Source organism: Cryptosporangium sp. NPDC048952 (genome assembly GCF_043197895.1).
In the GTDB taxonomy this organism is placed as follows: Bacteria; Actinomycetota; Actinomycetes; order Mycobacteriales; family Cryptosporangiaceae; genus Cryptosporangium.
Map to the genome: position 1 here is coordinate 768,823 of NZ_JBICTY010000002.1, position 20,281 is coordinate 789,103.

Below are 20,281 nucleotides of genomic sequence, written 5' to 3' on the forward strand. Positions count from 1 at the left end.
CTCACCGAGTATCACGTAGCACGGCGAGGGCCCTCCTGAGCGCCGGATTGCGTGACTCGCGCGGCCACAGCAGGTGCAACTCGACCGGTTCCGCGACCGGCGTGGTCAGCGGCACGAACTCCACACCGGGGACGCCCAGCAGCATCGCCGACGCGGGCACGAACGCGATCCCCCGCCCGGCCGCGACCAGCCACAGCATCGTCAGGATCTGGCTGACGCTGTGCACGACCCGCTCGTGCGCCAGCGGCACCATGCTCACGACCAGGTCGTAGAAGTAGCGGGCCTTCTGCTGGGAGTGGAAGATCAGCGGCTCGGTCCCCAGGTCACCGGGCTCGGCGGCGCGGTCGAGCCCGGCGAGCCGGTGCCCGACCGGCACCGCGAGCAGCAGCGCCTCGCGGTGCAGCTCCCGGGAGTCGAACAGCTCCGCGTCGAACGGCGGGCGCGCCAGCCCGAGGTCGAGGTCACCAGCGGCGAGCGCGGCGAGCTGCTCGCGCGTCACCATCTCGAACAGGTCGATGCGCACCTCGGGCAGGTGCCGCTCCAGATCGTTGAGCAGCGAACCGAGGATCCCGAACGTGGACGCGGCCGTGAATCCGAGCCGCAGCACGCCCCGGCTGCCCGACGACACCCGTTGCGCCAGGTCGGGCGCGGACTCGACCAGCGTCAGGATCCGGCGCGCCTCGCCGAGGAACGCCTCACCGGCGGGGGTGAGCAGCACCCGCCGGTTGTCGCGGTCGAACAGCCGGACACCGACCGCAACCTCCAGCTTCTGGATCTGGCGGCTCAGCGGCGGCTGCGTCATGCGCAGGCGGGCTGCCGCCCGTCCGAAGTGGAGTTCCTCGGCCACCGCGACGAACCCGCGCAGCTGCTCGAGCGTGTACGTCATGCGCGGGTGTCTACACCATGCCGCGAGAGCATCAATCGATGCACTAAGAGATTTAGACACGCATTAATGCGGGCCCTAGGCTCCCGGACATTCTCCCCATCGTTGAGGAGCAGGCCCATGAAACGTGTCTTCGTTTTGGCCCTGATCGTTGTCTTAGCCGGGTGCGGGGGCAATCTCGGTGATTCGTCCGGCGAATCGTCGTCCTATCCGTCGCGGACGATCACGGTGCTGGTCGGCCAGGACGCCGGCGGCAGCACCGACCTGATCGCCCGGGCGCTGGCCGAGCAGGTCAGCGACGACCTCGGTAAACCGGTCACGGTGGTCAACCGGCCCGGCGCGAACGGGGGCGTGGCCGCGAAGGAACTCGCCGGCACGAAAGCCGACGGCTACACGATCATGATGTTCGTCGGTTCGCTCGCGTACATCACCCCGCTCGCCGTGGCGCCCGACCAGGCGGTCGACATCACGAAGTACGAGGTGGTCACCGGCGTTTCCCAGGACGACTACGTACTGGTCACGACACCCGCCAAGAAATACACAACCGTCAAAGACATTGTCGACGCCAAACGCGCGATCAAATACGGCACGACGGGCGTGGGAACGGGGAGCCAGTTGAGTTCCGCGCTCCTGTTCGCGCAGGCGAAGGTGAACGCGACAGCGGTGCCGTTCGATGGTGGCGCGCCGACGTTGACCGCGGTGCTCGGGGGTCAGGTCGACGTGGCGTCGGTGCAGCTCGGTGAGGCGCAGGAGCAGATCAAGGCCGGGAAGCTGGTGCCGTTGGTGACGTTCGCGCAGATGCGGCCTTTGTATTTGCCCGATACTCCGACGGCGAAGGAGGCCGGGTACAACGCGCCGGTGCAGCAGTCGCGTGCTGTCGTGGCGCCGAAGGGCACGCCGGCTGATGTCGTCGAGCGGCTGTCCGAGGCGTTCGGGAAGGCGTTCGGGACTCAGGAGTACAAGGACTTCAACACCGAGCGCCTGTTGACGCCGAACGAGGTCGACGGGAAGACGCTGCTCGATCAGTGGACGGGCTCCCTGGAGACCTACCGCTCGCTGACCAAGGAGTACCGGATAGACCTGGCCGGTAAGTGACCACCGATCCCCCGGTGGAGCCGGCCGAGGCCGCCGCGGCGCAACGCGGCGGCGCGGCGCAACGCGGCGGCGCGGCGCAACGCGGCGACGCGGGCGAGCGCGGCGCGGGCGTGGGCGGCGCGGACGCGGGCGCGGGCGGCGCGGGCGGCGCGGGCGGCGCGGGCGCGGGCGGCGCGGGCGCGGGCGGCGCGGGCGAGCGCGGCGTGGGCGCGGGCGGCGCGGGCGACGCGGGCGAGCGCGGCGCGGGCGCGGGCGAGACCGCTGGGGGGCCTCCGGCGGGGCCGGTGGCGAATGGGGTCGCGGCGGGTGTCGTGGTGGCGCTCGGCGGCGCAGCGTTGATCGGGGCGGTGGGGCTCGGGTTGGGGACTCCGGCGGCGCCCGGACCCGGGTTGTGGCCCGCGATCGTGAGTGGGTTGCTGCTGGTGATGGGGGTCGTGCTCGCGGCGCGGGCGCGGCGCACCGACGATGCCGAGCGGTTCGGGCGCACCGGCCTGCTCGTCGTCGCCGCGGTCGCCACGATGATCGTCTTCGTCGCCGTGATCAGCGTCATCGGCTTCGAACTCCCCACCGCCGTGCTCACCTTCGTCTGGCTCCGGTTCCTCGGCCACGAGTCCTGGCGCATCTCGATCGCCGTGAGCCTCGGCGCGACGATCGCCTTCTACGCCCTCTTCGTCGGCGCGCTCGACGTCACCATTCCGCATTTGTTCTAACGGGAGCCAACCGCGATGGAAGGCGTGATCGACGGCTTCGCCGTCGTCCTGGAGCCGGGCAACCTGCTGTACTGCCTGCTCGGCGTGGTGATCGGCATGCTCATCGGCGTGCTGCCGGGCCTCGGCCCCGCCGCGACGATCGCGATCCTGCTGCCGATCACGTTCGGCCTGGAACCGGTCACCGCGATCATCCTGCTCGCCGGCATCTTCTACGGCGCGCAGTACGGCGGCACGATCACCAGCGTCCTGCTGCGCCTGCCCGGCGAGGCGTCGTCGGTGGTCACCGTATTCGACGGGCACGCCCTGGCGCGCCAAGGCAAAGCAGGCACCGCGCTGGGCATCGCCGCGATCGGTTCGTTCGTCGGCGGCACCGTCTCGATCGTCGCGCTGAGCCTGCTCGCGCCGTTCGTGGCGTCGTTCGCTCTCGACTTCGGCCCGCCCGAATACACGGTCCTGGCGCTGCTCGGCATCCTGCTGATCTCGACGATCTCCCAGGGCGGCCGGATCAAGGCCCTGACCGCCGCGGCGCTCGGCCTGCTGCTGGCCGTCGTCGGGCGCGACGGCTTCACCAGCGCCGAACGGTTCACGTTCGACAATCTGTCGCTCGCCGACGGTCTGGACTTCGTGCCGATCGCAATGGGGCTGTTCGGACTCGGGGAGATCCTGCACAACCTGGAGCAGCGGCACCGTTCGGGGCAGGAACCGGCGCCGGTGCACAACGTGTGGCCGAACCGCGCGGACCTGCGGCAGGCGGCGGGCGCGATCGGCCGCGGGGGTGTGCTCGGATTCGTCCTGGGCGTGCTGCCGGGGGGCGGAGCGGTCATGTCGTCGCTGGCGGCTTATGCGGTGGAGAAACGACGGTCTCGTCACCCCGAGCGGTTCGGGCACGGGGCGATCGAGGGGGTCGCCGCTCCCGAGACCGCGAACAACGCCGCCGCGACCTCGTCGTTCATTCCATTGCTCTCGCTGGGCATCCCAGCGAACGCGACGATGGCCGTGATCTTCGGGGCGCTGCTCATTCAGGGCATCACGCCCGGTCCGCAGCTCGTGACCGAGCACCCCGAGTTGTTCTGGGGCGTCGTCAACTCGATGTACATCGGGAACGTGCTGTTGCTGATCATGAGCATTCCGCTGGTCGGACTGTTCGTTCGGATCCTGCGTGTTCGGCCCGCGATCCTGGCTCCGATCACGACGCTGATCACGCTGATCGGCGCGTACACGGTGAACAACAGCGTGTTCGACATCGGGCTGGTGGTGGCGTTCGGTGTGCTGGGGTATCTGATGAAGAAGTTCGGGTTCGACCCCGGACCGCTGGTGTTGGCGTTCGTGCTCGGGTCCCTGCTCGAGACGTCGCTCCGTAGGTCGTTGCTGTTGTTCGACGGGAACCCGACCGGTTTCCTGACCCGTCCGATTTCGGGGACGCTTTTCGCGCTGTTCGTGCTCGTGGCGCTGGCGCCGGTGGCGCGGGCGTGGTGGCGCTCGCGCCGCCCGCCGCCGGAGCCGGGCGCGGGCGCGGGCGCGGACGCGGGGCCGGGCGCGGACGCGGGACCCGGCGCGGACGCGGGACCCGGCGCGGACGCGGGACCCGGCGCGGACGCGGGACCCGGCGCGGACGCGGGACCCGGCGCGGACGCGGGACCGGGCGCGGACGCGGGACCGGGCGCGGGGCCGGGCGCGGGACCGGGGGCGGGACCGGGGGCGGGCGCGAGCCGTCGGCCGTGAGGCCCGCGATGGGGCGGGGCGTGGTCTGATGAGGTCGTGACCGGAGGACGTGAAGGCGCGCCCGCTGTGGCGGGGGAGGCCGCACCGGTGCGGCAGATGTGGCCGCTGTATGCCGCCGGGTTCACGACCGCCTTCGGGGCGCACGGCATCGCGGCGAACCTCGGGGGGTTCTCGGAGGACGCGGTCACGTCCCTGCTGGTGCTCGGCGGGTTGCTCGCGTTGTACGACGGCGCGGAGATCGTACTCAAGCCCGTTTTCGGAAGCCTCGCCGACCGGATCGGGGCGCGGCCGGTGCTGCTGGGTGGGCTGGTCGCGTTCGCACTGGCGTCGTTCGTGTACGTCGTGGCTGATTCCCACGCGTGGCTGTGGGCGGCACGGCTCGGCCAGGGCGCGGCGGCCTCGGCGTTCTCACCGTCCGCGTCCGCGCTGGTCGCGCGGCTGAACCCGGCGGCGAAGCACGGGCGGGCATTCGGGTCGTACGGGTTCTACAAGTCGATCGGGTATACGCTCGGGCCGCTGCTCGGCGGGGTACTGGTGTGGGCCGGTGGGTTGCGGCTGCTGTTCACGGTGCTCGCGGTGCTGGGTGCGGGGGTCGCGGTGTGGGCGTGGGTTTCCGTGCCCGTGGTTCCGCCGCTGCCCAGGTCCCGGCAGACGCTCGTCGATCTGGCCCGACGGCTGGCCGACCCCGGGTTCCTGCTCCCGACGAGCGCGCTGGCCGGAGCGACGGCGGCGCTGTCGGCAGGGGTGGGGTTCCTGCCGGTGAGTGGGCGGGTGGCGGGGCTCGGCACGATCGCGACCGGCGCGGCGGTGTCATTGCTGGCCGCGTGCGCGGCGGTCGTCCAACCGCGGGCGGGTCGGGCGCTGGACGCCGGCCGTGTCACGGCGCGGACCGGGTTGACGTTCGGGCTGGTGGTGGCGGCAGTTGGCCTGGCGTGCGCGATGATTCCCGGGCTGGTGGGGGTGCTGGTGGCGGCCGCGCTGATCGGTGTGGGCACCGGGGCCATCACGCCCCTGGCGTTCGCGGCGCTGGCGGCGAGCACGCCGGAGGAACGTCTCGGCCAGACGATGGGCAGCGCAGAACTCGGCCGCGAGGCCGGGGATGCGGGCGGGCCACTCCTCGTGGCGGGGGTCGCCGCGGTGGCGACGCTGACGTGGGGATTCGCGGCCCTCGCGGTGGTGCTGGCCGCGATAGCAGTAATGGTCCGCGTGCGCGCCCGTGGGCTTGGGGGGTAGGCCCCCTCGCACGACTGCGTGGCTCGGTGGGTGGTCGCGAGGGTTGCGCACTTTGGTGGGGTATAGGCCGCCACAGTGCAGGCCTCGGAGGGGCGCGGGGCTGGGCGGCGGGTGGGGCTGGCACCATTCGGGGTGTGGGGAACCCGGGGTTGCTGCGTGAGGTGCGCGCTCTGGTGTTCGTGTTGGTGTGTGTGAGTCTGTCGGTGGCGCTGCATACCTGGGCGCACGGTCATGTGCCGTCGTTGGTTTCGGTGCTGGCTGGGGCCGGGTTGGTCGTTCCGTTGGCAGTGGTGCTGACGGGGCGAGAACGTGGATTGCCGGTGATCGCGGCTGCATTGGCCGTGACCCAGGCGGGGTTGCACGGCGTGTTCTCGATGGGGCCGGCGCACGTCATGGCCGGGTCACCCCGCCCCGGGGCGATGATCGCGGCGCACGTTCTCGCTGGTGCGTTGACCGCGGTGTGGCTCGCTGCGGGTGAGGCTGCGGTGTGGCGGCTCGTTCGCTGGCTGGGCCGTCGCCTGCCGTCCCTGAGCGCGCTGTTCGCGCTGGTAGCGATGCGCCTGTCGGCACCGGCGCCGCGTCGCTTCCGGGCTCGGCTCGCCGACCTGGCCGCGCCACCGCCTCTGCCGACGTGGGCACGCAGCGCAACGCGCCGCGGCCCGCCACCCGCTGCCGCTTCCTGACCCGCGGCGCCCGCCTCCTCCTCGATGCGCTGCGCGGCCAGCCCACCGCTGCGCACCCCTGCGCGGCCCACCTCTGCGCGGCGCGGGCGCGGCGCGGGCGCGGCGCGGGTGCGGTGCGGGTGCGGTGCGGTGCGGTGCGGTGCGACCAGCCCACCTCGGCGCTGCGCTAGCGCCTTTCCCGGCGTTGTCGCCGATCGACCGTTGAGCCGGCCCGGCTCCGGTCCGCGTCACGACGCTCCGAACCGACCGGTCTCAGAGGTACTCATGCGTTCATTCATCCGCCGCGCCCTCGGTGCGGCGTTCCTGCTGGTCGTGGTGGCCAGTAGCCCTGCCCAGGCGCACTCGGACATTCTTGGCAGCAGTCCGGCCGCGGACAGCACGATCACCACCGCGCCGGACGAAATCACGCTCACGTTCGCGGCCGGGATCCGCGGCGACTTCAGCACTGTCGTGGTCACCGGCCCCGGCGGCGCGAGATACGGCGACGGCAAGCCGCGCGCCGTCGACCGTGTCCTGCATCAGCCCGTTAAGCCGCTGACGTCCGGTCGGTACACCGTGGCCTGGCGAATCGTCTCCGCAGACGGTCACCCCCTGCAGGGCGTCTTCACCTTCACCGCGGCTCTCCCGTCGGCACAAGCCTCCTCGGCTTCTGCAGCTATCGCGCCGGGCTCCACGCTCAATGCGTCGCCGGGCTCCACGGCCGGTGCGTCGCCGGGCTCCACGGCCCGGTCCGCTGGGGGCGCGGCGCCCTCGCCGGGGCCGACCCGGGCGGCGGCGGCCTCTACCAGCGGGGACGACGACGGTAACGGGTTGTTCCTCGCCTCGGCCGCCGCGGGCGTGCTCGTCATCGTCGTCGGACTCGTGGCATTGACGCGGAGGCGTCGCTCGTCTCCGGCCTAGAACCGCGCGGAACTTTCCGCGCTCGGCGGCCGACTATCCTCTGAACGTCTACGCGGCGTAGACAATAATCGACGGGACCTCGACGTGACCACTACAGCACCGTCGCCGCTCCGGGGCGGCCGATCGCCGCGCCGATCGGCGGCGATCGCGCTCGGAGCGGTCTCCGCTCTGATCGGCCTGGGCGTGCTCGCACTCGCGTTGCGCTTCGGGCGGGCACTCGAGGCGGTGATCCCGGGCCTTCCTACTCCGGGTGCCCTCACCACCTGGGGCCTTCCCCTCGCCACCACCCTCGCGATCGCCACCGGAACCATCGCCATCGGCACCACCGTCGTAGGCGCCTTCCTGGTCCCCGGCTCCACCCCCGACACTCCCCCAACCCCCCGCCCCGACAGCGACACGGGCCTGCGCCCAGGCAGCAGCACCGGTCCCAACTCCAGCGACAGCAGCGACGACGGTAGCGGCGGCGGCAGCAGCAACGGCGGCGGCAGCAGCGGCAGCAGCGGCAGCGGCGGCAGCAGCGGCAGCGGCGGCAGCAGCGGCAGCGGCGGCAGCGGCAGCGGCGGCAGCAGCGGCAAGTTTGGCGGAGGAACGGGGCTCGGACCCGGCGGCGATTTGCGCTCCGGCGGTGACGGTCGGGTGAGTGCCGGCCACGGAACTGGGCCGAGGTCGGGGTCGGGGCGGATGCTTGGGCCGGCTGGGTATCGGCTGGTTCGGGTCGCGGCGTGGGCAGCCACGGGGTGGTTCGTCGCAGCCGTCGCGGCGATCGTGCTCACGACGTCGGACCTGCTCGGGGTGCCCGTCGAGACGATCGGTTCGGCGGAGACGATCAGTTTCGTCAAGGACGTCTCGCAGGGACGCGCCCTCGCGATCCAGGCCGGGCTCGCGCTGATCGTCGCGATCGGCGGCCGGCTCGTTCTCTCCCGCAACGGCGCCGCCTGGCTCGCGGTGGCCGCGGTCGCCGGCATCGTGCCGCCCGCCTTCACCGGGCACGCCGCGGGTGCCGGTAACCACGAGGTCGCGGTCACCAGCCTGATGTTCCACGTCCTCGGCGCAGCCCTGTGGACCGGCGGCCTCGTCGCCCTGCTGCTGATCCGCCGCACCGACGTGCTCGCCCGCGCAGCGGCCGGCTACTCCCGCATGGCGCTGTGGTGCTTCGTCGCGGTCGGGCTCTCCGGCGTGCTCAACGCCTGGGTCCGCCTCGGGACGCTCGACGCGCTCCTGCACTCCCGCTACGGGCTCCTGATCGCCGCCAAGACGCTCGCGCTGGTCGTCCTTGGAGCCATCGGCGCTGTTCACCGCACCTGGGCACTCAAGCGACTCCCCACCTCGTTCCGACGCCTCGCCGCCGGTGAAGTGATCGTCTTCGCCGCGACGACCGGGCTCGCGGTCGCGCTCTCCCGCAGCCCCACCCCCGTCCCCACGAACCCGGTCGACCCCGACCCCACGATCGACCTCATCGGCTTCGCCATGCCGCCGGTTCCCACGCTCGGGCGGCTGATCACGCTCTGGTATCCCGACCTGTGGTTCGGCACGTTCGTCGTGGTCGGCGCCGGGCTCTACCTCGCCGCGGTCTTCCGCCTCCGCAAGCGAGGCGACCACTGGCCTCGGCACCGGACCGTCTTCTGGCTGAGCGGGCTCGCGCTGCTCGCCGCGGTCACCCTGACTGGCGTCGGCAGGTACAGCATGGTGCTTTTCAGCGTGCACATGTTCCAGCACATGGTGCTGTCGATGGCCGTGCCGATCCTGTTGGTGCTCGGCGCTCCGGCCACGCTCGCGCTCCGGACACTGCAACCAGCCCCGCGCGAATGGCTCCTGAAGATCCTGCACTCGCGGGCACTGAAAGTACTGAGCCACCCCGTCGTCGCTACCGGACTGTTCGTCGCGAGCCTTTACGGCCTGTACTTCTCCGACCTGTTCGAGGAAGCCATGCGCTCCCACGAGGGACACCTCGTGATGCTCACGCACTTCGTGCTCGTCGGGTACCTGTTCTTCTGGGTGGTGATCGGCGTCGATCCGGGGCCGAAGCGCCTGCCGTACCCGGTGCGGATCCCGATCCACTTCGCGGGCATGGCGATGCATGCGTTCTTCGGCATCGCACTGATGCAGGCCGGCACCGTGATCGCGGAGCCGTGGTATGCCGCGCTGCACCGTCCGTGGCTGACCGATCTGCTCGCCGACCAGAGCCTCGCCGCGGGGATCACGTGGGCGTTCGGCGAGATCCCGTCCGCGGCCGTGCTCGCGGCGCTGTTCTGGCAGTGGGTGCGCGCGGACGAACGCGAACAGCGTCGCGTCGACCGCGGCCCGGCCGACGACGAGCTCGCCGCCTACAACGCCGCCCTCAGACGACTCCACGACGACGGTCAGCGGACGGCGGCGTCGCCGGGACCGTCGCGGACGGGGCCCACGTAGCGCTCGTTCGCTGACGCAGCCAGGCCCGCGCCGTCCCCGTGGCCGGCGCGGGCCTCACGTCCGACCGTCAGCGCTGGTCGGGCACCGTCGCGTGGGCCGCGAGGAGGATCGTCAGGTCCTGCACGACCTCGTCGGCGCGCTGGTCGGATGCGCGGGCCAGCAGCGCGATCGCCAGGTCGGCGAGGACGAAGAACCCACCGGCCTTCGCGGCCTCGTCCGGGAACGAGGCCAGCAGCGCCTCAGCACCCGCGTCGTCGCCACGGCGGCGGGCCGCGATGACACCGGCCGCTCGCTGTGCCGCGTCGGTCGCTGCGCGGACCGCGGCACCCGGCTGGGCCGACTCAGGGCGGGCGGTCACGGCGCCGACTTGGCCGCCGCCACCGCGGCCGTGTAGCGGGCCGCCACGTCGTTCCAGTTGATCAGCGACCACAGCTTCTGCACGTAGTCCGGCCGCACGTTCTTGTACTGCAGGTAGTACGCGTGCTCCCAGGCGTCGAACACCAGCAGCGGCGTGGTGTTGATGCCGACGTTGCCGTGGTGGTCGTAGACCTGGTGGATCAGCAGCTTGCCGCTGATCGGCTCGTGCGCCAGCACACCCCAGCCGGAACCCTGCACGCTGGTCGTGGCGGTGTTGAGGTGCTTCTGGAACGCCTCGAACGAACCGAAGTGCTCGGCGATCGCGTCGCCCAGCGCACCGGGGGGACGGTCGCCGCCGTCGGGGCTCAGATTCGACCAGAACTGGGTGTGCAGCACGTGGCCGGAGAGGTTGAACGCGAGGGTCTTCTCCAGCCCGACCAGCCCCGTCGGGGTGAAGCCGTCCGTCTCGCGCACCTCCTCGAGCTGCTCGAGGGTGTCGTTGGCGCCCTTGACGTAAGCGGCGTGGTGCTTGGAGTGGTGCAGCTCCAGGATCTCGCCGGTGATCGCGGGCTCGAGGGCCGCGTAGTCGTACGGCAGGTCCGGCAGCGAGTAGGTGGCCATCGGGAAGCGGGCCTCCAGAGTCGGTGGATGAACCCTCTGGAACCTTCTCTTTCCGGGCCCTTAATGCAAGGATCTTGCAACAGCAGCTAGCTGGCATCACGGAGGATGAGTGGGAACCGCGGTCGCGGCGAAAGATCCGGCCGATACTCTCGGCTTGAGCGCACGACGCCGCCGGACGGTGCTCTGGCTCGTCGTCCTGAGCATCGGTTTCGTCGTCACCGTGCTCGTCGCGGTGGGATTCGGTGCCGTCGCGATCAACCCGGCAACCGTGGCCCGGATCATCGGCCACCACGTCGTCGGCTGGCCCGGTGACGTCACCTGGGACCTCGCGAACGACGCGATCGTCTGGGACGTCCGCCTCCCCCGCGTGCTCCTCGGGACGCTCGTCGGCGCCGGGCTCGCGGTGTGCGGCGTCGCGTTACAGGCGATGGTGCGCAACGTCCTCGCCGACCCGTACCTGCTCGGTATCAATTCCGGCGCGTCGTCCGGTGCCGCCGCGGCGATCCTGTTCGGCGTCGGCGCCGGGTTCGGCGAGCACGCCCTGCCGTTCAGCGCGTTCCTCGGTGCGCTCGCAGCGTCGTTCCTGGTGTTCTTCCTGGCGCGCAGCGGCGGCCGCGTCACGTCGCTCCGCCTGCTGCTCGCCGGCGTCGCGGTCGGCTACGCGCTCTACGCCGCGACCAGCTTTCTAATCTTCGCCTCCGGCTCCGCCGAAGGCGCCCGCTCGGTGATGTTCTGGCTGCTCGGTTCGCTCGGCCTCGCGCAGTGGGACGCACCGCTGGCGGTGGTGAGCGTCGTCATTCTGGCGACGGTGATCCTCCTGACGATCTGGGGACGGAGGATGGACTCGCTGGCGATCGGCGACGAGACCGCCCACACCCTCGGCATCTCGCCGGAGAAGTTCCGGATCCGCCTCCTGATCGTGGTCGCACTCTGCATCGGTGTGCTGGTCTCGGCATCGGGTTCGATCGGCTTCGTCGGGCTGGTCCTGCCGCACCTCGCGCGCCGCCTGGTCGGCGCCACGCACGTGCGCGTGGTTCCGGTGGCAGCGCTGCTCGGCGCGATCCTCCTGATCTGGGCCGACGTCATCGCACGGGTCCTTCTCCAGCCCCAGGAGATCCCGATCGGCATCATCACCTCCCTCCTCGGCGCCCCCTTCCTACTCGTACTCATCCGTCGCTTCCACGCCTCGTGAGGAATTCTGTGCGCAGACTCGCCCTCGCCTCTGTTCTCCTGCTGACCGCCGCCTGCGGGAGCAGCGCCACGCAGACGACAGCCGCCACCGGCGCCTACCCCGTCACGGTCGAGAACTGTGGCGCCACGGTCACGTTCGACGCGGAGCCCGAGCGTGTCGTCATGCTCAAGAGCGCCGCCGTGCCGTACCTGCACGACCTCGGCGTCATGGATCGGATCACCGCCAAGGCCGGCCAGTACCCCCAGGCCTATTACGACGCGCAGACCCAGGCCGAGCTGGACACGATCCCGCTCCTCACCGACAAGACCGATACCAGCGGCCACCTGCAGATCTCCCAGGAGATCGTGATCGCGCAGAAGCCCGACCTGGTGCTCGGCCAGGTCGACAACCTCTCCCGTGAGACGCTCTCGGCCGTCGACATCCCGCTGATCGAAGAGCCGGCCCTCTGCGAGACGACACAGACCAAGCCGACGTTCGACTCCGTCTACGAGCAGATGGACCTCTACGGCAAGGTCTTCGACGAGCCTTCCGAGGCGTCGGCCGCGAACGCGGACCTGAAGAAGCGCGTCCAGGCCGCGACCGCGTCGACGCCGTCCGGCCGAACCGCGGCGGTGCTCTACCCGACCGTCGGCGGCGGCACCACCTACGCCTACGGCACGCTGAGCATGGCCGACCCCCAGCTGAAAGCCGCTGGGTTCACGAACGTCTTCGGCAACGTCGACGAGCGGGTCTTCGAAGTCACCCGCGAAGAGCTGCTCGGCCGCAACCCCGACGTGCTGATCCTGCTCTACAGCGACGGCGACCCCCAGACCGTCGACCAGGCGATCACCAGCCTCCCCGGCGCGAACCAGCTCAACGCCGTGAAGAACGGCAACGTGCTGACCCAGCTGTTCAACTTCACCGAGCCGCCGACCCCGCTGTCGGTCACCGGCCTGGAGATGATCCGGAAGCGCTTCGGATGATCACGGCCACCGACGTCTCCTGGCGGTACGGCAACAATCCTGTCGTCGACGGGGTCGACGTGGAGGCCGCACCCGGGCGCGTACTCGGGCTGATCGGACCCAACGGCAGCGGGAAGACCACCCTGCTGCGCCTGCTCTACGGCGCGTTGCGCAGCCCCACCGGGACGGTGGAGATCGACGGCGAGACGTCTCTCCCTCCGCGGGAGGCCGCCCGGCGGCTCGCCGTCGTCGTCCAGGAGACCGGTGGCGAAACCTCGCTGACCGTCGGGGAAATGGTTCTGCTCGGCCGCGGACCGCACCTGAACACGTTCCAGCGCACCAGCCCGGCCGACCACGCGATCGCCGCGAGCGCACTGAAGCGGGTCGGCGCCACCCACCTGGGCGCACGACCGTTCGCCGAGCTCTCCGGCGGTGAACGCCAGCGGGTACTGATCGCGCGGGCACTCACCCAGGAAGCCACCCACCTGCTGCTCGACGAGCCGACCAACCACCTGGACATTCGCTACCAGCACGAGATCCTCCGGCTGGTCCACGGGCTGGGCACCTGCTCGATCGTCGTGCTCCACGACCTCAACCTCGCGGCCCGCTACTGCGACGACCTCGTCCTGCTCGGCGGCGACGGCGGAGTGGCCGCCGCCGGCCCGACGACCGACGTCCTCGACCCGGCGGTTCTCGAGCCGGTCTACGGCATCGGCATCCGCCGCATCGAGCTCGACGGCGCCATCCACCTGCTGTTTCATCCCATCGGCGAAAGGGCCCCCGCGTGAGCGTGCAGGACCGCATCAACCAGTACTGCGATTCGACGCCGACCGTTCCGTGTGGTCGACGATCTGGGCCGACGCACTACCGCGCGCGCTCCCACGCGGCCGGGCCCACGGACGGGGCGGCTCCGACGTTCGCGCTCGGCGATGGACCCGTGCAGGCTGTCTCCCTGCTGAGATCGTCTACGCCCTCGGCCTGACCGAGTCGCTCCACGGCGTGACGTCCGAGTGTGACGAGCCGCCCGCCCCGAAGCCGTCCTCCGAGTGCGCTGACGCTGCCTAGAAGTCCTCGTCGAACGTCACGGAACCCGGGACCGCCACCTGGTATGCGGAGACGCGGCGCTCGAAGAAGTTGGACAGTTCCTGGACGTCCTGCAGGTCCATGAACCCGAACGGGTTGCTCGAGCCGTACAGCGGATCGACGCCGAGCTGCACCAAGCGCCGGTCGGCGACGTGCTGCAGGTACTCGCGCATGTCGATCAGCGACAGGCCCGGGACGCCCTGGCCGACCAGGTCCTCGGCGAACTGGACCTCGCACTCGACGGCCTCGGCGAGCATCTCGCGGACCTGGCGGCCCATCTCCGCGTCGAACAGGTCCGGCTCTTCGCGCCGGGCCGTCTCGACGACGTCGAACGCGAACGCCATGTGCATCGACTCGTCGCGGAACACCCAGTTCGTGCCGGACGCGAGGCCGTGGAGCAGGCCGCGCGAGCGCAGGAAGTAGACGTAGGCGAAGGCGCCGTAGAAGAACAGGCCCTCGATGCAGGCGGCGAAGCAGATCAGGTTGAGCAGGAACGCCCGCCGGTCGTCGCGGGTCTCCAGGACGCGGAGGCCGCCGAGGGAGTCGATCCAGCGGAAGCAGAACTCGGCCTTCCGGGCGATCGACGGGATGTTCTCCACCGCGGCGAACGCCTCGAAGCGTTCCTGCTCGTCGGGGACGTAGGTGTCCAGGAGGTTCAAGTAGAACTGGACGTGCACGGCCTCTTCGAACAGTTGCCTCGAGAGGTAGAGGCGACCCTCGGGGCTGTTCACGTGCTGGTACAGGTTCAGCACGAGGTTGTTCGCGACGATCGTGTCGCCGGTGGCGAAGAACGCGACGAGCCTCGACACCAGGTGCCGCTCCGCCGGAGACAGGCGAGCGAGGTCGCGGAGGTCGGTGTGGAGGTCCACCTCCTCGACGGTCCAGGTGTTCTTGATCGCGTCTTTGAAGCGGTCGAAGAAGTGCGGGTAACGCATGGGACGCAGAGTGAGGTCCATGCCGGGATCAAGCAGCATCGATGAACTCCTTTCAACCTCGGGTGTTTTCGCGGGGTGAACACCGCCCGCAGGGGTCGGTTGAAAAGAATTCATTGGCACGCCTCACACGACTCGGGGTTTTCCAGGGAGCAGGCGATCGCCTCTTCGGGCGTCACGGTGGCTGCGGCCGGCGCGGCCACCGTGGCCTGCTGGATCCTCGTCGCGGGCCGCGAGCGAAGGTAATAGGTGCTCTTGAGGCCCGCCTTCCACGCGTAGCTGTACATCGACGAGAGCTTGCCGATCGTCGGCGACGCCAGGAACAGGTTCAGCGACTGCGACTGGTCGACGAACGGCGCCCGGGCGGCGGCGAGGTCGATCAACGCGCGCTGCGGCAGCTCCCACGCCGTGCGGTACAGGTCCCGCACCTCGGCCGGAAGCCCCGTGATCCCCTGCACCGACCCGTCCGCCTGCTTGATCGCATTGCGCACCGCAGAAGTCCACAGTCCACGAGCTTTCAATTCACGGACCAGAGCCGTGTTGATCTGCAGGAACTCCCCCGACAGCGTCTCGCGCTTGAACAGGTTCGACACCTGCGGTTCGATGCACTCGTAACAGCCGGCGATCGACGCGATCGTTGCGGTCGGGGCGATCGCGATCAGCAGCGAGTTACGCAGACCGGTGTCGGCAACGCGAGCACGCAACGCCTCCCACCGCTCCCCCGAGGTCTCCACACCCCACAGATCCGGCTGGAGATCGCCGCGCGCCGCGCGGGTGTCCGCGAACGCCGGGTGCACCCCGAACTCGGCGGCCAGGTCGGCGGAGGCCTCCAGCGCGGTCAGGTAGACCTCCTCGGCGATTTTCGTCGAGAGCGATCGAGCCGAAGGCGAATCGAATGGCAGACCCAACGCGAAGAAGACGTCCTGCAGCCCCATCACCCCCAGCCCCACCGGGCGCCAGCGGGGGTTGCTGGCCGCCGCCTGGGGCGTCGGATAGAAGTTGATGTCGATGACCCGGTCGAGGAACAGGACGGCGGTCCGGACCGTCGATCGGAGCCGATCCCAGTCGAGGTCGGACCCGACCACGTGCGCGGCCAGGTTCACCGAACCGAGGTTGCACACCGCGGTCTCGTCGTCGCTGGACACCTCGACGATCTCGGTGCACAGGTTCGACAGGTGCACGACGTTCCCGGGCACCGCGGTCTGGTTCGCCAGCCGGTTCGACGCGTCCTTGAACGTCATCCATCCGTTGCCGGTCTGGGCGAGCGTCCGCATCATCTTGCCGTAGAGGTCACGGGCCTTGACCTGCCGGACGAATCGGCCCGCGGCCTCGGCAGCCTCGTACGCGGTGTCGAACTCCGCGCCCCACAGGTCCGGGAACGCGGGGAACTCGTCCGGGTCGAACAGCGACCAGATCCCGTCCTCCTCGACCCGGCGCATGAACAGGTCCGGGATCCAGTTCGCCAGGTTCAGGTTGTGCGTGCGCCGGGCGTCCTCGCCGGTGTTGTCGCGCAGCTCGAGGAACTCCTCGACGTCCGGGTGCCACGGCTCGAGGTAGACGCAGGCCGCACCCTTGCGGCGTCCGCCCTGGTTGACGGCCGCCACTGAGGCGTCCAACGTCCGGAGGAAAGGGACGATGCCGTTGGACTGGCCGTTCGTGCCGCGGATCAGCGCACCCCGGCCACGGACGCGGGAGAAGCCGATCCCGATGCCACCGGCGAACTTCGACAGGTTCGCGACCTGCGCGTACCGCTGGTAGATCGAGTCGAGCTCGTCCTTCGGGGAGTCGACCAGGTAGCAGCTCGACATCTGGGTGTGGCGCGTGCCGGAGTTGAACAGCGTCGGCGAGCTGGGCAGGTACGCCAGCGACGCCAGCAGCCGGTAGAAGCCGATCGCTTCGTTGGCCGTGTGCGACAGGCCGCAGGCCACCCGGAGCAGCCAGTACTGCGGTGTCTCCACGACGAGTCGCGCGTGCGGATGCCGCAGCAGGTAGCGGTCGGCCACGGTGCGCAGCCCGAAGTACTCGAAGCGCAGGTTGTTGGACTCGTCGATCGCGTCGTCGAGCTTGCGGGCATTGGCCGCCACGAACGCGGCGGTTTCGTCGCCGATCAGGCCTTCGGCGTGCCCGAGCGCGATCGACTGACTGAACGAAGCAATGCCCTGACCACGGACTTCCTTGTCGAGGAAGCCGGCGAGCAACCGCGCGGCGAGCCGGGAGTACTGCGGCTCCTCGCCGATCATCTCCGCCGCGGTCTGGATCGAAAGCTGGTCGAGCTCGGCGGTGGTGGCGCCGTCGTACAGGCCACTGATCGTCTTCGTGGCGACGCGCAGCGGATCGACGTCGGTGAGATCGTCGGCCCACCGCTCGACCGCACGGACGATCTTGCTGACGTCGACCGGCTCGGGCCGACCGTTCCGTTTGACGATGCGCATCTGGGGGCGGCGCTGGGCAGGCGCGACCTCGGCGGTTGTCACAACTCTCTCCTCGCGAGTACGTCCCGGAACGAGGACACGCGAGGACAGACACCATCGGCGCACAGCGGCGTGCGGGGTTGGCGTCAGCCGTCCCACGCGGCCTCGGACCGCCGGACCGTGATCGGTCCGGCGCGCTGGCAGGTCTTCGGACTCGTGAGCTGTGCGTGCCCGGCCGGGCCGGTCGCGCCGCGAGGCGCGAATCACGCGTGCCTACTGGCCGTCGCTTCCCAGGCGCGTTCTGCGCCCAGTGCTTGGTTGACGGCGGTCGTTCCCACTTACCGCTGCGGGGCAGTCCCGGATTCCCACCGGGTTCCCTGTTGCCACGACCGATCTGGAGGATCGGCCGAACCAGCTGCGAGAGCCACCATATATAGGCCCGCCACAGAAGTCACACCCAACATCTCGTGTCGGCGTGTCAGCCGAGTACACAGTCGCCGCACACCGGGCGGGGTGGGCCGGGGCTGACGCGGTAGATCAGGCAGCAGCTTCCCCGGCGGAAGCCGTCGCCGACGTCCGGGGCCGGGATCCCCCAGGGGGCGCGCCGGAGCAGCGCGTTCGCGAAGGGCACCGCGCGATCGGCGTACGCGGGGCCCAGCATCGTCACCGAGCTGTTCAGAGCCGACGCACTGTTGTCCCACAGGATCGCCGGCGCGATCGGGCACGTGGTCGCCGCCGCCGACGTCATCCCGACGACGAGCGGCACGACGGAGTCGGTGAACGCATCGAGGAGACCCGCCGCAGGCACCCGGGTCACCGAAGCAGCGAACGACAGCGGCACCATCCCGCCGAGCACCGGCTGCCACCAGATATCGGCAGACGGAACCGCCGACGAGGTCACGGCCAGCGCGAACGCCGGCGCCAGCACCCGCGCGACCACCCCGAGGTGCGCGGTCGAGAATGCCACCCGTTCCTCGACCGCCCCACCCAGCGCCTCCCGCACCGCCGCGGTCCGCGCTCTCCACGCGCGGCCCGCCGGGTCGAGGAGCTCGGTAACCGGCCGCCACGGCGCCGCCGGCACCGCGTCGACCGGATGCGTTTCGACAGCGAACGCGGGCCCCAGCGAGGCGAGCGCCGCGAACGAACTCAGGCCGGCACCGCGTCCCGGGCCGCCGCCCTCGCCGGGGCCAGGGCGCGCTCGGCCAGCGGCCCGAAGACCAGCCCGAACGTGCCCCACATGATCAGCTGCGCACCCACCGAGTACAGCCGGAAGAACGCCAGTACGTCCGCGGGGAAGCCCTCGTAGACGATCCGACCGCTCGGGTCACGCAACGGCTCCGGCATCTCGGCGATCGTCGGAAGCAGCAGCATCACGATGCCGACCGCGACGACGTACGCGCCACCGGCCAGCAGTGCCGCGTTCCAGTTGCCGAACCGCGCCGCCAGACGCTGCCCCAGCCACACCGCAGCACCGAGCAGCACGAGCGACGCCAGCACCATCGCGAGGTACAGCCCACCCCGGGTGGAGATCGTGTCGTCGTCACCGACGGCGGGCGGGTTGGCCGGGTACTTCAGCCAGGGCACCAGGAACAGCCCGACGAACGCGCCACCGGCGACCAGCAACGCCAGCACCCGTGGCCGCACGGCCCCGACCCGCCCCAGGCAGATCATGTAGATCACGGTGGCCAGAAGACCCATCGCGATGCCGAACACGACCAGACCGGTGCCGATACCGATGTTCGCCTGCACCGTGCGGCTGAACACTTCGGACTCGGCAGCCGGGATCGGGATCCCCGCCGCCCGGTCGAGGGCCTCCTGGGCAGCGCCCCGGCCCTCCTCGTAGTCGATCGCCTGCTGGATCTGCGGCTCGGCGAAGATGCGCGCGAACACGAACGCCAGCAGGCCGCCGACTCCGCCGGCGAGTGCGCCGCGGAGTAAGAGCTTCAGTTCCATCAGTGGCAGGGGAAGCCGAGGAAGTGACGCGCGTCGTGGATGTACTCGTGGACGTGCGCGTCGTTGCCGAACACCGACGTGGCGCCCTGATCGACACCGATGAAGTAGTAGGCGAGCAGCGCCAGCAGCACGGCAGCACCGAGGTAGACAGCACCCCGTGAGCCGGAGATCACTACCGGTGTCGCAACAGCAGACGGACTGGTCACGTCGAGCCTCCTCTGGGGATCGTGCGTCCCCTGTTCGAACGGGCCTCGTGACGGCACCAGTATCTGACTCACCGACCCGGAGGCCGGCTCACAGTGGCGCGACCGTGCTGGACTTCCACCAGCTTCCTCGCGCCGCCACGCTCCAGGCACCGTAGGCCCGCGAAAGGCTCCCGGTCAACGTGAGTTAGCGCTCCCTGCGTCGGATGAGGTAGGTGTCCATGATCCACCCCTTTTGTGCCCGTAGCTCGGCGCGCGTAGTGGCAACCCGATCCGCGACCTCGTCCAGCGGCCCAGCGATCAGCACCTCGTCCGCCCCACCCAGGTAAGCCCCCCAGAACAACGACGCGTCCTCACCGGTGAACCGGCGGAACGCCAGGCTCGCGTCCAGCATCACGACCAGGTCCAGATCGTTGTCGTGGTGGCCGTTCGCCACCCGCCGACCGGTCGTGACCACCACCGCACCGGCAGTGCGCGTCAGCGTGATGCGGTGCCGCGCGGCGAGCACCTGCACACTGCTGATGCCCGGCAGCACGTCGTACGCACACGCCACCTGCGCGCGTCCCACGATCGTGTCGAGCATGCGGATCGTGCCGTCGTAGAGCGCCGGGTCACCCCAGACCAGGATGCCCGCGGTGCCCTTCTCGGGCACTTCGACGCGCAGCGCGTGCTCCACCGCTGCCGACCGCGCATCCCGCCAGGCCTCCACGGCCCCCGCGTAGTCGTCGGCGGTCCGGTCCCGCGGCGGGTCGGCGATCGTCACGACCCGGTAGCCGTCGGTTCCGAGGAACCGCTCCAGGATCGCCTGCCGGGCGTCGGTGAGCTCCGCGGTCGTCTCTCCCTTGTCCAGAACAAGGAACACATCGACGCTACGCAGCGCATCGACCGCTTCGACGGTGAGCAGGCCTGGGTCGCCCGCCCCGATACCGATGACCCGAATGTGTCGCACCACC

The 20,281-nt window shown here is 70.4% G+C and carries 19 protein-coding genes and 2 riboswitches; of the genes, 10 read left to right on the plus strand and 9 right to left on the minus strand.

Going from position 1 to position 20,281, the window contains the following annotated elements; all coding sequences use genetic code 11:
- Nucleotide 1: 1 nt before the first annotated feature.
- The gene (locus ACGFY5_RS11780; RefSeq protein ID WP_392719560.1) at nt 2-886 is read right to left on the minus strand and encodes a LysR substrate-binding domain-containing protein; all 885 of its coding nucleotides are present in this window, start codon (nt 884-886) and stop codon (nt 2-4) included.
- 117 nt (nt 887-1,003) lie between these two features.
- On the opposite strand from ACGFY5_RS11780, the gene ACGFY5_RS11785 reads away from it, so the two are divergent.
- From ACGFY5_RS11785 to ACGFY5_RS11815, 7 genes are all read left to right on the plus strand, one after another.
- Complete coding sequence (locus tag ACGFY5_RS11785) at nt 1,004-1,978, plus strand: tripartite tricarboxylate transporter substrate binding protein (RefSeq protein ID WP_392719561.1); 975 nt, start codon at nt 1,004-1,006, stop codon at nt 1,976-1,978.
- Complete coding sequence (locus ACGFY5_RS11790; RefSeq protein ID WP_392719562.1) at nt 1,975-2,688, plus strand: tripartite tricarboxylate transporter TctB family protein; 714 nt, start codon at nt 1,975-1,977, stop codon at nt 2,686-2,688. Before ACGFY5_RS11785 ends, ACGFY5_RS11790 begins: the two co-directional genes overlap by 4 nt.
- Before the next feature lie 15 nt (nt 2,689-2,703).
- On the plus strand, nt 2,704-4,410 hold the full coding sequence (locus ACGFY5_RS11795) for a tripartite tricarboxylate transporter permease (protein WP_392719563.1): 1,707 nt from the start codon (nt 2,704-2,706) through the stop codon (nt 4,408-4,410).
- Nucleotides 4,411-4,506: 96 nt separating this feature from the next.
- Complete coding sequence (locus tag ACGFY5_RS11800; protein WP_392720478.1) at nt 4,507-5,643, plus strand: MFS transporter; 1,137 nt, start codon at nt 4,507-4,509, stop codon at nt 5,641-5,643.
- 134 nt (nt 5,644-5,777) lie between these two features.
- Complete coding sequence (locus ACGFY5_RS11805; RefSeq protein WP_392719564.1) at nt 5,778-6,326, plus strand: hypothetical protein; 549 nt, start codon at nt 5,778-5,780, stop codon at nt 6,324-6,326.
- A gap of 264 nt (nt 6,327-6,590) precedes the next feature.
- Nucleotides 6,591-7,226, plus strand: coding sequence for a copper resistance protein CopC (locus ACGFY5_RS11810; protein ID WP_392719565.1), 636 nt, complete (start codon nt 6,591-6,593; stop codon nt 7,224-7,226).
- Nucleotides 7,227-7,310: 84 nt separating this feature from the next.
- Nucleotides 7,311-9,635, plus strand: a complete 2,325-nt coding sequence (locus ACGFY5_RS11815; RefSeq protein WP_392719566.1) for a cytochrome c oxidase assembly protein — start codon at nt 7,311-7,313, stop codon at nt 9,633-9,635.
- Nucleotides 9,636-9,702: 67 nt separating this feature from the next.
- Here ACGFY5_RS11815 and ACGFY5_RS11820 read toward each other — a convergent pair whose 3' ends face one another.
- Together ACGFY5_RS11820 and ACGFY5_RS11825 are read right to left on the minus strand one after the other, a co-directional pair.
- Nucleotides 9,703-9,993, minus strand: a complete 291-nt coding sequence (locus tag ACGFY5_RS11820; protein WP_392719567.1) for a superoxide dismutase — start codon at nt 9,991-9,993, stop codon at nt 9,703-9,705.
- The gene (locus ACGFY5_RS11825) at nt 9,990-10,613 is read right to left on the minus strand and encodes a superoxide dismutase (protein ID WP_392719568.1); all 624 of its coding nucleotides are present in this window, start codon (nt 10,611-10,613) and stop codon (nt 9,990-9,992) included. The genes ACGFY5_RS11820 and ACGFY5_RS11825 overlap by 4 nt, the downstream gene beginning before the upstream one ends.
- A 109-nt stretch (nt 10,614-10,722) precedes the next feature.
- On the opposite strand from ACGFY5_RS11825, the gene ACGFY5_RS11830 reads away from it, so the two are divergent.
- Genes ACGFY5_RS11830 through ACGFY5_RS11840 form a run of 3 tightly spaced genes read left to right on the plus strand, consistent with a single transcriptional unit; the run spans nt 10,723 to nt 13,534 of the window.
- The gene (locus ACGFY5_RS11830; protein WP_392719569.1) at nt 10,723-11,805 is read left to right on the plus strand and encodes a FecCD family ABC transporter permease; all 1,083 of its coding nucleotides are present in this window, start codon (nt 10,723-10,725) and stop codon (nt 11,803-11,805) included.
- 8 nt (nt 11,806-11,813) lie between these two features.
- Entirely contained in the window at nt 11,814-12,767 is a 954-nt protein-coding gene (locus tag ACGFY5_RS11835; protein ID WP_392719570.1) for an ABC transporter substrate-binding protein, read from the plus strand.
- Nucleotides 12,764-13,534, plus strand: coding sequence for an ABC transporter ATP-binding protein (locus ACGFY5_RS11840; RefSeq protein WP_392719571.1), 771 nt, complete (start codon nt 12,764-12,766; stop codon nt 13,532-13,534). The genes ACGFY5_RS11835 and ACGFY5_RS11840 overlap by 4 nt, the downstream gene beginning before the upstream one ends.
- Nucleotides 13,535-13,807: 273 nt before the next feature.
- Here ACGFY5_RS11840 and ACGFY5_RS11845 read toward each other — a convergent pair whose 3' ends face one another.
- From ACGFY5_RS11845 to cobF, 6 genes are all read right to left on the minus strand, one after another.
- Nucleotides 13,808-14,803, minus strand: coding sequence for a ribonucleotide-diphosphate reductase subunit beta (locus tag ACGFY5_RS11845; protein ID WP_392719572.1), 996 nt, complete (start codon nt 14,801-14,803; stop codon nt 13,808-13,810).
- Nucleotides 14,804-14,874: 71 nt separating this feature from the next.
- Nucleotides 14,875-17,193: a ribonucleoside-diphosphate reductase subunit alpha gene (locus ACGFY5_RS11850; protein WP_392720479.1), complete on the minus strand. Its 2,319-nt coding sequence runs from the start codon at nt 17,191-17,193 to the stop codon at nt 14,875-14,877.
- 160 nt (nt 17,194-17,353) lie between these two features.
- Nucleotides 17,354-17,603, minus strand: a riboswitch (cobalamin riboswitch).
- A gap of 47 nt (nt 17,604-17,650) precedes the next feature.
- A complete protein-coding gene (locus ACGFY5_RS11855) occupies nt 17,651-18,253 on the minus strand; it encodes a (2Fe-2S)-binding protein (RefSeq protein WP_392719573.1) in 603 nt (200 codons plus the stop codon).
- 65 nt (nt 18,254-18,318) lie between these two features.
- Nucleotides 18,319-19,125, minus strand: a complete 807-nt coding sequence (locus ACGFY5_RS11860; protein WP_392719574.1) for a CbtA family protein — start codon at nt 19,123-19,125, stop codon at nt 18,319-18,321.
- The gene (locus tag ACGFY5_RS11865) at nt 19,125-19,331 is read right to left on the minus strand and encodes a CbtB-domain containing protein (RefSeq protein WP_392719575.1); all 207 of its coding nucleotides are present in this window, start codon (nt 19,329-19,331) and stop codon (nt 19,125-19,127) included. Before ACGFY5_RS11865 ends, ACGFY5_RS11860 begins: the two co-directional genes overlap by 1 nt.
- A gap of 46 nt (nt 19,332-19,377) precedes the next feature.
- Nucleotides 19,378-19,471, minus strand: a riboswitch (adenosylcobalamin (AdoCbl) riboswitch).
- A 44-nt stretch (nt 19,472-19,515) separates the two neighbouring features.
- Nucleotides 19,516-20,277 (minus strand): precorrin-6A synthase (deacetylating), encoded by a 762-nt coding sequence (gene cobF / locus ACGFY5_RS11870; RefSeq protein WP_392719576.1) that lies wholly within the window; start codon nt 20,275-20,277, stop codon nt 19,516-19,518.
- Nucleotides 20,278-20,281: the final 4 nt, after the last annotated feature.